This is a genomic window from Sphaerisporangium sp. NBC_01403 (assembly GCF_045040145.1).
GTDB classification, from domain to species: domain Bacteria; phylum Actinomycetota; class Actinomycetes; order Streptosporangiales; family Streptosporangiaceae; genus Sphaerisporangium; species Sphaerisporangium viridialbum.
Genome location: NZ_CP109534.1, coordinates 72286 through 88276 on the forward strand (window position 1 = coordinate 72286; position 15991 = coordinate 88276).

The window sequence follows — 15991 nt, forward strand, 5'->3', positions numbered from 1 at the left end:
CGGTACGGGAAGGGAATGTCGTTCGTGAAGGGAACACAGAAGGCCGGCACGCGCGGATCGTGGTTCGGCGGCAGGGACGGATGGTTCGGGAAGCGGTTCGACCCCGACAAGCGGCTGGGCCTGCGGCTCACGCTCGCGTCGGGCGCGGTGATCCTCGTCCTGATTCCGTTCACGCTCCTGCTGGTCCTGGTGGAGACCTCGTTCGGGCCGCTCAACCGGCTCGACGAGGGCGCGGCCGACACGCTGCACACCTACGCGCTGGCGCATCCGGCCTGGGTGAGCTTCCTGCGGCTCTGGACCAACGTCTTCGGCCCCGGGACCTGGCGGGTGCTGATCGGGGTGGCGGCGGCCTGGCTGGTCTACCGGCGTGCCCCCCGGCTCGCGGCCTGGGCGGTGACGACCATCGCGGTCGGCGGGCTGCTCGGGCTGGGGCTCAAGGTGCTCGTGGCCCGCGCCCGTCCCCACCTGCCGAACCCCGTCGACCTGGCGCCCGGCTCGTCGTTCCCCTCAGGGCACGCGGTGAACGTGACGCTCGGCGTCGGCGTGCTGATCCTCCTGCTCCTGCCCGTCCTCGGCCGCCGCCTGAGGGTGATCGCCTGGATCGTCGGGACGGTGATCGTCGTCGGGGTCGCGTACACGCGGGTGGCCCTCGGCGTGCACTGGGTCAGCGACGTGGTGGCGGGTGTCGTGTTCGGCATGGCGGTCGTCGCGGCGACGACGGCCGCGTTCGAGACCTGGCGTCGTGAAATGGGACGCCGTCCCTCCGAGCCGCACCGAGAGGGTGTCGAGCCGGAGGCCAAGGAAGACATCTCCCCGAAGGGAAGTACGTATGGTCACGGACACTAGGGTGACGGCGAGCGGCACGCGGGCGTCGGAGACCGTCGCATGGGTGCTGCGCCTCATCCTGCTTCCCCTCGTGTTACTCGCCGCGGTCACGCTCGGCGTCGGGTGGCTGATCATCAAGCCGCTGCACGCCGAGGTCGCGGGCGAGGTGGCGGTGAACCAGGGGCTCGCTGAGGACCGCACCCCGCTGTTCAACACGCTCACACACTTCGGCTCGATGCTTTCGGACACACCGGTGATCATCGTCCTGACGGCCATCGCGGCGATCGCGTTCCGGCTGGTCTTCAGGCGGTGGCGCGAGTCGATCTTCATCATCCTGTCCGTCTGGACGCAGTCGGCGGTGTTCCTGCTGGCCACGGTCTTCATCCAGCGCCCAAGGCCGACGGTCCACCACCTCGACCCCGCGCCGCCGACCTCAAGCTTCCCCTCGGGGCACACCAGCGCCGCGGTCGGCTTCTACTGCGGGATGGCGCTCGTGCTCGCCCTGCACACCCATCGCCACACCGCGCTCAAGGTGCTGTGGTGGGTGCTCGGCATCGCGGCCCCGCTGATCGTCGGCATCTCCCGCCTGTACAGGGGCATGCACCACCTGACCGACGTGAGCTGGGGCCTCGTGCTCGGCTTCGTCTGCCTCGCCGTGGTCGGCCACGCCATCCTCGGCACACCGCTCATCCCGGGCAGGGGATCCGAGCCCCGCGCCGCCGCCGCGTAGCCGCGCGGCCCCGCGCGTGGCCGCCCTGATCAAGGGACCACGCGCGGGGTCGTAGCCTGGGACTCATGGGGGAACCCGACAGGGGCCGGCTGCGGGTCTATCTGGGCGCGGCGCCCGGTGTGGGGAAGACCTTCGCGATGCTCGCGGAGGCGCACCGCCGGGCCGGACGGGGCACGGACGTCGTCGTGGGCCTGGTGGAGACCCATGGCCGCGCCCATACCGCCGAGCTGCTCGAAGGGCTGGAGGCCGTGCCGCGGTGCACGCTGGTGTACCGGGACGCGGTCTTCACCGAGCTCGATCCCGACGCGGTGATCAGGCGGCGGCCGAAGGTCGCGCTGGTCGACGAGATCGCGCACACCAACGTTCCAGGCTCGCGGAACGTCAAGCGCTGGCAGGACGTGGAGGACATCCTCGAAGCGGGCATCGACGTGATCACCACGGTCAACATCCAGCACCTGGAGTCGATCAACGACGTGGTGCAGGAGATCACGGGAGTGCCCCAGCGCGAGACGATCCCGGACGAGGTGGTACGGCGGGCCGACCAGGTCGAGCTGATCGACATGGCCCCTGAGGCGCTGCGCCGCCGCATGGCCCACGGCAATGTCTACGCGCCGGAGAAGATCGACGCGGCGCTGTCGAACTACTTCCGGGTGGGGAACCTCACCGCCCTGCGCGAGCTGGCCCTGCTCTGGGTCGCCGGCAAGGTCGAGGACCAGCTCGACCGCTACCGCGCGGAGCACGGCATCGCGGGCACCTGGGAGACCAGGGAACGCGTGGTGGTGGCGCTCACCGGAGGCCCGGAGGGCGAGACGCTCATCCGCAGGGCCGCCAGGATCGCCGACAGGAACCGCGCCGCCGACCTGATGGGCGTGCACGTCACCAGGTCCGACGGGCTGACCGGGGCCGATCCCGCGCACCTCGCGCGGCAGCGCGCCCTGATCGAGAGCCTGGGAGGCAGCTATCACCAGGTCGTCGGCGACGACGTCGCCCGCGCGCTGCTCGACTTCGCCAGGGGCGTGAACGCCACCCAGCTCGTCCTCGGGGCATCACGGCGCGGGCGGCTCGCGCAGGTCTTCTCCCGGGGCGTCGGCGTGACCACGACGGCGCTCTCCGGGTCGATCGACGTCCACATGATCAGTCACGAGGTGGCCGGCAGGGGCCAGGCCCGGCCGTCGCGGCCCGGGGCGGCGCTCACGGGGCGGCGACGCGGCGCCGGGTGGGCGCTCACGCTGGCCGGGCTGCCCGTCCTGACGTTCGTGCTCCACGGGCTCCGCCCCCACGTCATGCTGCCGACCGAGATCCTGCTGTTCCTGCTCATGGTCGTCTCCGTGGCACTGGTGGGCGGCATGTGGCCGGCCGTCACGGCGGCGGTGCTGGGGTTCGGGCTGCTCAACTTCTTCTTCACCCCGCCGGTCCACACGCTGACCGTCGCCCGGGCGGAGAACCTCCTTGCTCTCACCGTGTACGTGCTGGTGGCGGTGATGGTCAGCGCCGTGGTCGACGTCGCGGCCCGCCGTACGCGCGAGGCCGCGCGGGCGGGCGCCGACGCCGAGGTGCTGTCCACCCTGGCCGGGCATGTGCTGCGCGGCGACGCCGCCCTTCCCTCGCTGCTCGCCCGGCTGCGGGAGACCTTCGGGCTGACGGCCGTCACCCTGCTGGAGCGGCGGCCCGAGGTCGAGCCGACCCCCGGCGACCGGTCCGATCCGCGCGCCTGGCGCGTCGTCGCGACGGCGGGGGGCGGCCCGTGCGGCTGCCCCGCCGAGGGGGACACCGACGTGGTGATCGACGACGACCTGGTCATGGCGCTGTGCGGGCGGCTGCTGGACGCCGCCGACCGCAGGGTGGTCGAGGCGTTCGCGGCCGAGGCGGCCGTCGCCCTCCGCCAGGAGCGCCTCGCCGAGGAGGCCGAGCGGGCGCGGCCGCTGGAGGAGGCCGACAAGATGCGTACGGCCCTGCTCGCCGCCGTCAGCCACGACCTGCGCTCCCCGCTCGCCTCGGCCAAGGCCGCGGTGGACAGCCTCCGCGGCGACATCGAGTGGAGCCGGGAGGACTACCGCGAGCTCCTGGCCACCGCCGACGAGTCGCTGGAGAAGCTCGACCGCCTGGTCGCGAACCTGCTGGACATGAGCCGCCTGCAGGCCGGGGTCCTCGGCGTGGCCTCCGGGCCGGTCGGCGTGGAGGATGTCATGCCCCGCGCGCTGGACGACCTCGGGCCGCACCGCGAGCGGGTCGTCGACGAGATCTCCGACGAGCTGCCCGAGGTCGTCGCCGACCCGGCGCTGCTGGAGCGCGTGCTGGTGAACCTCATCGCCAACGCGGTCAGATACAGCCCGCCGGGGGAGAAGGTGCTGGTCACGGCCAGCTCGTACGGCCGGCACGTCGAGATCCGGATCATCGACAGAGGGCCCGGCATCCCCGTCTCCCAGCACGACCAGGTCTTCCTGCCGTTCCAGCGTCTCGGCGACCGCGACAACCACACCGGGGTCGGCCTCGGCCTGGCGCTCGCCCGGGGACTCACCGAGGCCATGGGCGGCAGCCTCGTGCCGGAGGAGACCCCCGGAGGCGGCCTCACCATGATCCTCACCCTCCCCATCTCCAGAGCGGGCGCCGTATGACCAAGATCCTCGTTGTCGACGACGAACCCCAGCTGCTGCGGGCGTTGCGCATCAACCTCGTCGCACGGCACTACGACGTCGAGGTGGCCCGCGACGGGAGCACCGCGCTCCGCCACGCCGCGGGATGGCACCCGGACCTGGTCGTGCTCGACCTCGGGCTGCCGGACATCGACGGTGTGGAGGTCATCCACGGCCTGCGGGGCTGGACCAGCGTTCCGATCATCGTCCTGTCGGGCCGGGCCGGCAGCGCCGACAAGGTGGACGCGCTCGACGCCGGGGCGGACGACTACGTCACCAAGCCCTTCGGCATCGACGAGCTCCTGGCCAGGATCCGGGCCGTGACCAGGCGCGCGGCCACCCACGAGGAGGAGCTCGCCGAGATCCCGATCGGGGACCACGTGGTCGACCTGGTCGGAATGACCGTCTCAGGCGGGGTGCGGCTCACCCCGACCGAGTGGCACCTGCTGTCGATCCTGCTCCGCAACCCGGGCAAGCTGATCAGCCAGCGCCGCCTCCTCACCGAGGTCTGGGGCGGCGGTTACGTCAAGGAGACCCACTACCTGCGGCAGTACATGGTGCAGCTCCGGCGCAAGCTCGAAGCCGACCCCGCCCACCCCCGCCACCTGCTCACAGAACCGGGCATGGGCTACCGCTTCCAGCCCTAGCCCGCGAGTACGAGGAGGTTGTCGCGTTCGACGGCCTCCAGGGAGAGGGTCTTGTAGCCCACGTCCTCGAAGAGCACGGTGACCCGGTCGGGCTCCCGGCTCATGACCACCCCGGGTCCCCACGCGCTGTGCCGTACCTTGGCGTGCATCGGGAAGGGCCCGTCGCCCGCCTGCTCGGCCGGGGCGGCGGGGGCCGTCGCGCCCGAGCGGCAGGTGTCGCAGTTCCCGCAGACCCGCTCGTACGGCTCGCCGAAGTACTCCAGCAGCGCCCTTCGCCGGCAGCCCGTCGTCTCGGCGTAGCCGCGCATCATCTCGATGCGCGACTCGTCGACCCGGCGCCGGGTGTCGTCCAGCCCGGCGGCCTCGGCCGCGGCACGGTCCGGCGAGGGCCCGCCGGCGATCGAGCGCAGGTCGCCGCTCTCGGTGACCGTGACGGCTCCGACCCGCTCCAGCAGGTTGACCACCCCCGTCAGCTTGGACGGGCCCACGTCCAGCAGGTTCCTCAGCTCGGGCGCGGGTACGGTGCCGCCGTGCTCGTGGACGAGCGTCGCCACCCGCTTCAGCAGCTCCTCGTCGACGCGTCCACCGGCGAAGAACCTGCGGATGCCGAGGTCCTCCGGCCGGTAGAACAGCACGGCGGAGGCCGGCTCCCGGTCGCGGCCCGCGCGGCCGATCTCCTGGTAGTAGGAGTCCGGCGACTCGGGCGGGTCGGAGTGCAGCACGTACCTGACGTCGGGCTTGTCGATGCCCATGCCGAACGCCGAGGTCGCGACGACCACGTCCAGCCCGTCGTCGCGGAACAGTTCGTGGACGCGGTGGCGGTCGGCCGCCTTCATCCCCGCGTGGTACGCCTCCGCCCGCCGTCCCGCGTCCCGCAGTGCGGCGGCGTAGTCGTCGGCGGCGCGGCGCGTGGCCACGTACACCAGGCCAAGGCCGGGGCGGGAGGCGGCGTCCTCGATGAGGGCGCGCCGCTTGGCCTCCTTGCCGACGAACCGGCGCACCTCCAGATCGATGTTTGGCCGGTCGAAGCCCCGGACGACCTGCCGCGCGTCCGGCAGCCCGAGGGAGGTGAGGATGTCGTCGCGGACCAGCGGGGCGGCGGTGGCGGTCAGGGCGACCACGGGAGGGTGGCCGAGCCGCTCGATGGCCTGGCCCAGCCGCAGGTAGTCGGGCCGGAAGTCGTGGCCCCACGCCGACACGCAGTGCGCCTCGTCGATGGCGATCAGCGAAGGCCGCGCCGCGCGCAGCCGGTCGATCACCTCGGGCTTGGCGAGCTGCTCGGGGGACAGGAAGACGAACTCGGCGGCGCCCGCGCGAATCTGGTCGAACGACGCGTCGCTGGTGCCGTCGGACTGCGCGGAGTTCACCGCGACGGCGCCCCCGGCGTTCGCCTCGGCGAGCCCGGCCACCTGGTCGCGCTGCAGGGCGATCAGCGGCGAGACCACGACCGTGGGGCCGTCGAGCAGCAGGGCCGGTATTTGGTACACCGCCGACTTGCCGCTGCCGGTCGGCATGACGACGAGCACGTCACGCCCGGCCAGCAGGTGCTCCATCGCCTCCTGCTGCCCCGGCCGGAGATCCTGCCACCCGAACGCCTCCCGGGCCACCGTGCGCAGCCGCCGACCCTTGCGTCCGAACCGGTCGCCGAACCTTCTAGCCAGACCCATGAGGCTCGTTCCCTCTCGTTCCACGCCGGTCCGCCCGCCATCGGAGCCGATCGGCGGCCGCGTCACCCGCGGCCGGGGGTCAAGTGCCCTCGATCTGGGGAACTACGCGCGCGGGCGCGTTTCCGCGGGCTGAGGGCCCGCCGTGCCGGCGTTCACGAGGAACGGGGTGAGCAGCCCGGGGATCCCCTGGTCCGCGACGCGCAGCGCCTCGGCGAGGTCGACGTCCCAGACGCCGTACCCCTGGCGGCCCGCCGCGGTGGTCGCCGTCAGCGTGGCGAGACCGGCGCGCCGCTGGAAGAACGACCTGCTGAGGTTCCACCCGATGATGCCGTCGTTCTTCAGTGCCACGTGCCGCCGTACGACCGAGCCCCAGCGCGTGACGAGATGGCCTTCCGCGACCGTGTGGCCGAGGCTCCGGTAGCGGTCGGCCGCCAGGGGCATGGCCGCGACCGTGACCACGATGGCCGCCTGCCAGGTCCAGGCGGGCAGTCCCGTCCAGTGCCACAGGGCCAGGAGCACCAAGGTGAGGCTTCCGCAGCAGGCCAGGGCGCGGGTGAAGCGGCGGCGCAGGGCCGCGGGGCCGTGGGGGACGAGCTCCGCCGCCAGCGGCCCGGCGGTGCCGAGCACGCGGGCGGCCACGGCCTGGGCCTCGGCCCGCGGCGCGGGCGGCAGCAGCATCGACCCGCCGCGCTGGGCGCCGCGCCCGACCCGCAGGCCGGTGGCCACGGCGATGACCCGGGCCCCGCTCGCCGCGCGCAGGAGCAGTGGCTCGCTGAGCTCGACGCCGCGGAGGCGGCGCTCCTCCAGCGTGGTGGCCCGCGTGGTGATGAGGCCACGGGTCACGTGCAGGGTGCCGCCGGCCGTACGGGTGAGCCGGAACCGCCAGAACGCGAGCACGTACCCGAGCGTGGAGGCGACGGCGACGAACACCGCGAGCAGCGCCACCGAGCCGGCGACCTGCAGCCAGAGCGCTCCCCGGCCGAACCAGTCGGCCACCTGCCGCACCGGCCCTATCGACAGCAGGTCGACGTTGCCCTCGGACGCGATGCGCGAGACGAAACCCGCGAGCACGCCCACCGTGACCAGCCCCGACAGGGTGAACGGGCCGAAGCGGATCCAGGCCGGTCGCAGCGCGGCCAGCTCGGTCTCGGCGGACCTGCGGGCGTACGCGTCCTCTGCCGGGGAGACGGCCCCACCGGCCGTGGCCGGGCCACCGGACGGCGCCGCGTCGTCGGGGGTGACCGGGCCGCCCGAGGTGACGGGCGCCGTGGACGGAGCCGGGACGACGGCGCCCGGGGCGGCGGGACGGCGGTGCAGCAGCTCGTCGCGCAGCCGTTCCACCTCGGTCGCGTGGAGCGCGTCGAGCTTGAGCGTGCCGCCGTCCTTCCTGTCGGACCGGCCGGTGCCGATCTCGACCCTGGCCAGCCCGAGGAGGCGGTGAAGCACGTGGGAGGTGACGTCGACCGTCCTGATCCGGTCGCGCGGAGCGGTCAGCACCTGCCTGCGGAACAGGCCCTTGCGCACCTGGACGTACTGCGGCGTGACGCGGTAGGTCGTGGTGAACCACCGCAGGGTGCCCACGACGAGCATGATGCCGAGGCCGGCCAGGCTCCACAGGTGCCCGCGCCCGCCCTGGGTGGATCCGGCGAACAGCAGGCCGATCAGCGCGGGGGCGCTGCGCACGACCTCCTGGAAGGGATGGATCACCAGCATGCGCCTGCTGAGCCGCCGCCACCGGCCCGCATCCTCTGTGCCTGCCGTGCCGGTCACGTGGCATCACCGGTCGTCGCCTGGGTGTTCGCGGTCAGCTCGTCCACGAGGCGCTGCGCCGTACCGCGATCGAGGCCGTTGACGCGCAGCGGTCCCGCGGCCGACGCGGTGGTGACCGTGACGTTGGCCAGTCCGAAGAGCTGCTCAAGCGGCCCGCGCTCGCTGTCCACGGTCTGGATGCGGGAGATCGGCGCGATGCGCCACTCCTGCTGGAGCCATCCCGACTGGGTGTAGACGGCGTCGGCCGTGGTCTCCCAGCGGTGGACCCGGTACCTCCACCACGGCATCACGGTCACGTGGGCCAGGCCGAGGACGACGGTGACGGCGAGGACGGTGAGGTGGACGGCGCGGTTGCCGTCGTCGGCCACGGCCCACACGACCTGCGCGGCGATCAGTGCGAGCCATCCCATGGCGGCTCGCACACCCCAGAACCAGATCGCGGTGCGGCTGACACGGTGCCGTGGCGGCCGGAGGGAGAGGTCAGCGTTTTCCACCTCTCCACTCTGTCAGTACCGTCACCGATCGGCGCAGTGTGGATGTTCCACAGTTGGCTGGGACAAATGTCATAACGGTCAGGCGCCTTCGCCGGGCCGATCCTCCAGGGCGCCGGGAACGGCGCCGCTTCCGAGGACCACCCGGCGAAGGCCTGTCGTGCCCGTCAGGCGGCCGAGCAGGGCACCCCGTTCAGGGAGAACGCCGTGGGCGGGGCGTTGGTCCCGCCGACCGAGGCGGTGAAGCCGAACGAGGCGCTGCCGCCCGCGGGGATGCGCGCGTTCCACCCGCCGTCGGCCGCGGTGGCCCGCGTCCCGCTCTGCGTGACCGTGGCGTTCCAGGCGTTGGTGACGCGCTGGTCCCCCGCGAAGGCGAAGGTGAGGGTCCAGCCGTTCACCGCGACCCCGGTGACGTTGATGGTCACGTCCGCGTTGAACCCGCCCTGCCACTGGCTGCTGACCTTGTAGGCCACCTTGCACCCGAGCCCGCCCGGCGTAGACGTAGGGGTCGGTGTCGCGTCCACGGTGGGTGTCGGTGTCGGTGTCGGTGTCGGTGTCGGTGTCGGGGTGGGCGTGGGCGTGGGCGTGGGGGTCGGGGTGGGGGTGGGAGTCGGGCTGGGAGTGGACGTCGAGTACGTCAGCCCGTAGCCGTAGTCGTACAGCGCCGGCTTGCCGTCCCCGGTGTTGATCGGTTGCTGGGCGAACTCGCGCATCCAGGTCATCGGCAGCTTCCCGGTCGGCGCGTAGTCGCCGAACAGCACGTCCGCCACGCCGCCGCCCTCGGTGCCGGGCAGCCAGGCGGCCACCAGCGCGTTCCATCCGCCGACCTGCGAGGCGATGTCCATCGGCCTGCCGGACACCAGCACGACGACCACCGGCACGCCGGACGCCCGCAGCCGCGAGAGCGTGGCGAGGTCGGTCGCGTCCAGGCTGAGGGACGAGGGCCGGTCGCCCTGCCCCTCGGCGTACGGTGTCTCGCCGACCACGGCGATCGCGGCCCGGTACGAGGAGTCGATGCCCGTCCCGTCGCGGCTGTAGGTGACGGTCGCGCCGGAGCCCACCTTGTCGCGGATGCCCTGCAGGATGGTCGTGCCCGTGGTGATCGCCCCGGACGAGCCCTGCCAGGTGATGGTCCAGCCGCCGCTCTGGTTGCCGATGTCGTCGGCGCTCTTGCCGGCCACGAAGATCTTCCCGCCCGCCTTCGCGAGCGGCAGCAGGTTGCCGTCGTTCTTCAGCAGCACCTGCGACTTGCGTACGGCCTCACGCGCCACCGCCCGGTGCGCGGCGTTGCCCACCGTCGGCGTGTACGACCGGTCCGTCAGCGGCTTCTCGAACAGCCCCAGTTCGAACTTCTTGGTGAGGATCCGCCGGTTCGCGTCGTCGACGCGCGCCGTCGTGACCCGCCCGGCCTGTACCTCCGACTTCAGCAGGGAGATGAACTTCTTGTAGTCGTTCGGCACCATCACCATGTCGACGCCCGCGTTGATCGCGGTCCTGACCTCGTCCGCCGTGAAGCCGGGCTGGCCGTCGAGCTGGTCGATGGCGGCCCAGTCGGTCACCACGAAGCCGCCGAACCCGAGCTCGCCCTTCAGCACGTCGGTGATGAGGTAGCGGTTGCCGTGCATCTTCTGCCCGTTCCAGCTGCTGAAGGAGATCATCACAGAGCCCACGCCCCGCTCGACGGCGGCCCTGAACGGCGGCAGGTGGATGGCGCGCAGGTCGGCCTCGCTGAGCTGGGTGTCGCCCTGGTCCTTGCCTCCCGTGGTGCCCCCGTCGCCCATGTAGTGCTTCGCCGTGGCGAGGATGGAGGCGGGCCCGTTCAGCGACGAGCCCTGGAACCCGGTGACGATGGTCGCCATCTGGCTGACCAGCGCCGGGTTCTCGCTGAACGACTCGTAGGTGCGCCCCCAGCGGTCGTCGCGGGCCACGCAGAGACAGGGCGCGAAGGTCCAGTCGACCCCGGTCCCCGACACCTCCTCGGCCGTGGCCCGGCCCACCCGCTGGACCAGGTCGGGATCACGCGCCGCTCCGAGCCCGATGTTGTGCGGGAAGATCGTCGCCCCGCCCACGTTGTTGTCGCCGTGCACGGCGTCCACCCCGTAGATCATCGGGATGCCCAGCGGCGTGGACAGCGACTGCCGCTGGAAGTTGTCGTACATGTCGGCCCAGCCCGTGGCCGTGTTGGGCGACGGCACGGACCCGCCGCCCGACAGCACCGACCCGATCCGGTACGTCGCGAGGTCCGACACCGGGTTGAGCGCCGCCCGCTCGGCCTGCGTCATCTGCCCCACCTTGTCGTCCAGCGACATGCGCGACAGCAGATCGTTCACCCTGGCCGCCACGCTCAGGCTCGGATCCTTGTACGGCGGCGTGTCGAGCGCCTTGGCCGGGTGCGGCTGTTCCACGACACCGAACGCCGCGAGGGCCAGCATCACCAGAACGGGTATCCTCAACGCCCTCATCAGGTGGCGCGAGCGGGGCACGGCGGTCATCGGCTCCTCCTGGATGTCGCCGCGACCGTAAGAACCCCCCACCCCCGAGGTCAACCAACCCGCCCCCACCCCTCCACCCACCAGCCCGAACCCCGGAAACTTTCACACCCCGCCCGCCCGCGTGGCGTCCGGTCGGGGAGGCCGGGGGGTGGGCTGGGTTTATGGGGGGATGGATGGCGGAACAGTGTCGGGGACGGCATTACGGCCATCGGGACACCGCGTCCGACCTGGGCACAGCGGGTGGTTCCGGTGGAAGGGCCCCCCGCTCCCGCCTGGAGGGATGATGGGTTGCGCCTGCTGGAGGGCCGGATGTTCCTGACCCGGGTGCTGGGCTCGTCCGCGTCGTTGCTGCGGGGCGTCCTGCCCGATCCGCTCCGGGACCTCGTCCCGACCCCTCGCAGGCTCGCCGCCTGCCCCGGAGGGCTGCGCGTCGACCTGCACGCCATCGGCGCGCCGGGCACCGAGGACGCCGCGCGGGCGCTGGAGGAGCGCCTGACCGCGCTGCCCGGCGTCGAGCGGGCGGAGGTCAACGGCCGTCTCGGCTGGGTCTTCGTACGGTGCGACCCGGACGAGGTCGACCAGGACGAGCTGATGGCGATCGTCGCGGAGCTCGACTCCCAGGAGGAGAGGGCACACCAGTCGCCGGTCCGCCTGGTCGAGGAGCACGTGCGCTCGACCATCCGGCTCACGGCCGCTGCCGGCGCCCTCGGCCTGGTGGCCGCCGCGAGGATGGCGGGGATACGGCCGCTTCCCCCGGCCGTGCCCGCCGTGACGCACCTGGTGAACTCCACGCCGTTCCTGCGTGAACCGCTCGACGCCGTTCTCGGGCGCGGGCCCGCGAACTCCCTGTTCACCACGGTCAACCTGGTCGCCCAGACGCTCACGTTGCGACCGCTCGGGCTGGTCGCGCAGGCCGCCGCGTCGCTGTGCCGGTACGTGGAGGCGACGGCCGAGCGGCGCACCTGGGAACGCCTGGAGGAGCGGCTGGCGGAGAAGCCGGGTGGCTACCAGCACATCAGGGCGGCCTCCCGGCCGCGCCGCGGGCACCTGCCGCACGGGCCCGTCGAGCGGTACGCGGTCGTCGCGAGCCCGGTGGCGGTCTCCGCCTACGTGGGCGCGCGGCTCATCGCGCCCCACACCCGGCGCGCGCTGCCGATCCTCGTGTCCGCCACGCCGAGGGTCGGGAATCTGACGCGTGAGGCCTTCGCCGGGGCCATCGGCCGTGCGCTGTGCACGCGCGACTCGGTCGTCCTCGACGCCGGGGCCCTGCGCGCGATGGACCGGGTCGACACGGTGATCCTCGACGCCGGCTCGCTGACCACCGGCTCCTGGAGCATCGACCGGGTCGAGCCGCTCGCGGAGGGCGTGAAGACCGGCGAGCTGTACGCCCGGCTGTACTCGCTCGTCGACTTCGCCGACCCCGGCAGCGGCCGGAGCGGCGACGGCTGGTCCACCGCGCCGCTCCACGACCTCGCCACCCTGCTCCCCGCGCACGCGCCCGCGTGGCGAGAACGCGGTCTGCGGGCCATCGAGGTGCGCAGGAACGGCACGCCGATCGCGGTCGTGGGCCTGGCGCGGGAGATCGACCCGCTGGCCGTGGCCATCGTCGCGGCGGCCAAGGCCGCGGGCACGGTGATGCTGGCGGGAGACGACGGGCTCGCCCAGCGGCTGGCGATCGGGCAGGTGCTCCCGGGCGGCGCCGAGCTGGCCGACCGGGTGTACGACCTCCAGGCGCGGGGCCACGGCGTGGTCGTGGTGTCACGGGAGGCGCGGGAGGCGCTCGCCCAGGCGGACATCGGCGTCGGCGTCGCCGACCTGGGACAGGCGGACCTGCCGTGGGACGCCGACATCGCCGCCGAGCCCCCCGGCGTCCACCTGTTCCTCACCTGCCTGCCGCGGGCGGTGGGCGTCAGCCGTAACGGCGTGCATCTCGGCGCCACGGGGGCGGTGGTGGGCAGCCTGCTGGCGATGGCCGGGCCCGAGGTGACCTCGCTTCGCCGCGCGTACTTCGTGAACGCCTTCGTCTCGCTCGTCGCCGTCATCCTGGGCGAGTGGTCGGGCCGGTCCGCCGCGCGCGTACCGACCCCGCTGCGCGCGGACACCACCCCCTGGCACGCGATGTCGGTCAAGGAGGTCCTCTCGCGGCTCGGCTCGTCGTCCGACGGGATACCCGACGCAGACGCGGTGCGGCGCAGGCGCGAGACGGGGACCACAGAGGGCGAGGAGCCGCACTCGCTGGCGCACACGACCGTGGAGGAGCTGGCGAACCCGCTCACCCCCGCGCTCGCCGCCGGGGCCGGCATCTCGGCGCTGGTGGGCTCGGTGCTCGACGCGGTGATGATCAGCGGGGTGATGGTGATCAACGCCTTCCTCGGCGGCGTGCAGCGGTTCAGGGCGGACAAGGCGCTGCACCGCCTGACCGAGGCCACCCAGGTCCACGTACGGCTGCGCCGTCCCGAGGGCACCGTGGCCGCGACCAGGGAGGACCTTGCCCCCGGCGACGTGGTGGAGCTGCGCGCGGGCGACGCCGTGCCCGCCGACGCGCGCGTCATCAAGGCGGTCGGCCTGGAGATGGACGAGTCGACGCTGACCGGCGAGTCGCAGCTCGTCACCAAGACGGCGGCGCCCACCGTCGCCGCGGCCATCGCCGACCGGAGCTCCATGGTCTACCAGGGCACCACGGTCGCGGCGGGCAGCGGGCGGGCGGTGATCGTGGCGACGGGCGACATGACCGAGGCGGGCCGCAGCGCCAGGCTCGCCGCGGAGCCGAGCCCGCCGACCGGGGTGGAGCTGCGGCTCCGCGAGCTGAGCCGGCGGATCCTGCCGCTGTCGATCGGCGCGGGGGCCGTCCTGCTGCTCACCGATGTGCTCCGCGGCCGGCCGCTGGCCTCGGCTCTCGCGCCCGCCGTCAGCCTGACCGTGGCCGCGGTGCCCGAGGGGCTTCCGTTCGTCGCCACCGTGGCCGAGCTCGCGGCGGCGCGGCGGCTGTCGAAGCGTGCCGCGCTCGTACGGAACCCGTCCACCATCGAGGCGCTCGGGCGGGTGAACGTGCTCTGCTTCGACAAGACGGGGACGCTGACCGAAGGGCATATCAGCCTGCGGTACCTGTCGGACGGGCATGCCGGGCGGCCCGTGGAGGAGGCCACGGAACAGCTCAGGCGCATCCTCGCCGCGGCCGTCCGGGCGAGCCCCCTGTCCGGCGGGGGGCGCGTGATCGCGCATCCCACCGACCGCGCCGTCCTCGACGGGGCCCAGCGGCTGGGCGTCACGCCCCAGGAGGGGTTGCGCACCTGGGAACGCGTGGACGAGATGCCCTTCGAGCCGGGGCGGGGCTACCACGCCGTTCTGGGCCGTACCGAGCAGGGGCACCTGCTGAGCGTCAAGGGCGCCCCCGAGATCGTGGTCACGCACTGCGACAAGGTTCTCAGGGACGGAAAGGTCGTTCCACTCACCGAGACCGTGCGGCGGGAGCTCGAACGCGAGGTCGACAGGCTGGCGCACCAGGGCTACCGGGTGCTGGCCGTCGCCGAGCGTCCCGCCTCCGACCGGGGCGACCTCGACGAGTCGCGCATCGACGACCTGTGCTTCCTGGGCTTCCTCGGCCTCGCCGACCCGGTGCGCCCGACGGCCAAGGAGAGCGTCGACCGGCTGTTCCGCGCCGGGGTGCGGATCGTGATGGTCACCGGCGACCACCCCAGCACCGCCGAGGCCATCGCCGCGGAGCTGGACGTCCTGAACGGCGGGCGCGTCATGACCGGCCCCGAGCTCGACGCGCTCGACGACGACACGCTGACCAAGGTGCTGCCGGAGGTGGCCGTCTTCGCGCGCACGACCCCCGCGCACAAGGCGCGGATCGTCACCTGCCTTCGCCGGGCGGGCGAGGTCGTGGCCGTCACGGGCGACGGCGCCAACGACGCCCCCGCGATCCGCATGGCCGACGTGGGGATCGCCCTCGGCTCCCGCGCCACCCCTGCCGCCCGCGCCGCCGCCGACCTCGTGGTGACCGACGACCGCATCGAGACGATCGTGGACGCGATCGTCGAGGGCAGGGCCATGTGGAGCTCGGTGCGCGACTCGCTGAGCATCCTTCTCGGCGGCAACGTCGGGGAGATCGTGTTCACGGTGGGGTCCGGCCTCCTCGCGGGCGGGAGCGCGCTGAACGCCCGCCAGCTCCTGCTGGTGAACCTCCTCACCGACATGGTGCCCGCCCTGGCGGTCGCCGTACGGCCGCCCGCGTCGACCGATCCGGAGAAGCTGCTCGCCGAGGGCCCGGAGGCGTCGCTCGGCGCGTCGCTGACCAGGGACATCTACCTGCGCGCGGTCGTCACCGCGAGCGCCGCCACCGCGGCCTGGCTCGTCGGGCGGCTGACCGGCACGCGAGGACGGGCGGACACGATCGGGCTGGTCGCGCTCGTGTCGGCCCAGCTCTTCCAGACCGTGGCGGGCGGCGGACGGGACAAGGTGGTCGTGCTCGCCTCGCTGGTGTCGGTCGCCGTGCTGTGGCTGGTCGTCACCCTGCCGGGTGTGAGCAGGTTCTTCGGCAGCCGGCCTCTCGGACCGGTGGGCTGGGCCATCGCCCTCGGCAGCGCCGCCGCCGCGACGCTCCTCGGCGTGGCGGTGCAGCGGATGAAGGAGACGGCCCGCGCCGAGGCCGGGAAGCCGGGGACACCGGGGGGCACGGCGGCCCGCGTGCCCGCCGGGAGGCCGGTGGCCCCCGTCCCGGCCTGAGACGCCGG

9 protein-coding genes are annotated in these 15991 nt (G+C 73.2%); 5 read left to right on the forward strand and 4 right to left on the reverse strand.

Features of this window, described 5'->3' with window-relative positions:
- The first annotated feature begins 24 nt into the window (after nt 1–24).
- The 4 genes from OG589_RS00295 (at nt 25) to OG589_RS00310 (ending at nt 4835) form a co-directional block, all read left to right on the forward strand.
- The gene (locus OG589_RS00295; protein ID WP_405145140.1) at nt 25–846 is read left to right on the forward strand and encodes a phosphatase PAP2 family protein; all 822 of its coding nucleotides are present in this window, start codon (nt 25–27) and stop codon (nt 844–846) included.
- A complete protein-coding gene (locus tag OG589_RS00300; RefSeq protein ID WP_405145141.1) occupies nt 830–1555 on the forward strand; it encodes a phosphatase PAP2 family protein in 726 nt (241 codons plus the stop codon). Before OG589_RS00295 ends, OG589_RS00300 begins: the two co-directional genes overlap by 17 nt.
- A gap of 65 nt (nt 1556–1620) precedes the next feature.
- On the forward strand, nt 1621–4170 hold the full coding sequence (locus OG589_RS00305; RefSeq protein WP_405145142.1) for a DUF4118 domain-containing protein: 2550 nt from the start codon (nt 1621–1623) through the stop codon (nt 4168–4170).
- On the forward strand, nt 4167–4835 hold the full coding sequence (locus tag OG589_RS00310; protein WP_405145143.1) for a response regulator: 669 nt from the start codon (nt 4167–4169) through the stop codon (nt 4833–4835). The genes OG589_RS00305 and OG589_RS00310 overlap by 4 nt, the downstream gene beginning before the upstream one ends.
- Here OG589_RS00310 and OG589_RS00315 read toward each other — a convergent pair.
- The 4 genes from OG589_RS00315 to OG589_RS00330 form a co-directional block, all read right to left on the reverse strand.
- Complete coding sequence (locus OG589_RS00315) at nt 4832–6502, reverse strand: RecQ family ATP-dependent DNA helicase (RefSeq protein ID WP_405145144.1); 1671 nt, start codon at nt 6500–6502, stop codon at nt 4832–4834. The two genes, OG589_RS00310 and OG589_RS00315, sit on opposite strands and share 4 nt — an antisense overlap.
- Before the next feature lie 102 nt (nt 6503–6604).
- Nucleotides 6605–8272 (reverse strand): PH domain-containing protein, encoded by a 1668-nt coding sequence (locus OG589_RS00320; protein WP_405145145.1) that lies wholly within the window; start codon nt 8270–8272, stop codon nt 6605–6607.
- Nucleotides 8269–8766: a PH domain-containing protein gene (locus OG589_RS00325; RefSeq protein ID WP_405145146.1), complete on the reverse strand. Its 498-nt coding sequence runs from the start codon at nt 8764–8766 to the stop codon at nt 8269–8271. The genes OG589_RS00320 and OG589_RS00325 overlap by 4 nt, the downstream gene beginning before the upstream one ends.
- Nucleotides 8767–8930: 164 nt before the next feature.
- Nucleotides 8931–11255 (reverse strand): glycoside hydrolase family 3 N-terminal domain-containing protein, encoded by a 2325-nt coding sequence (locus OG589_RS00330; RefSeq protein WP_405145147.1) that lies wholly within the window; start codon nt 11253–11255, stop codon nt 8931–8933.
- A gap of 288 nt (nt 11256–11543) precedes the next feature.
- On the opposite strand from OG589_RS00330, the gene OG589_RS00335 reads away from it, so the two are divergent.
- Nucleotides 11544–15983, forward strand: coding sequence for an HAD-IC family P-type ATPase (locus tag OG589_RS00335; RefSeq protein ID WP_405145148.1), 4440 nt, complete (start codon nt 11544–11546; stop codon nt 15981–15983).
- Nucleotides 15984–15991: the final 8 nt, after the last annotated feature.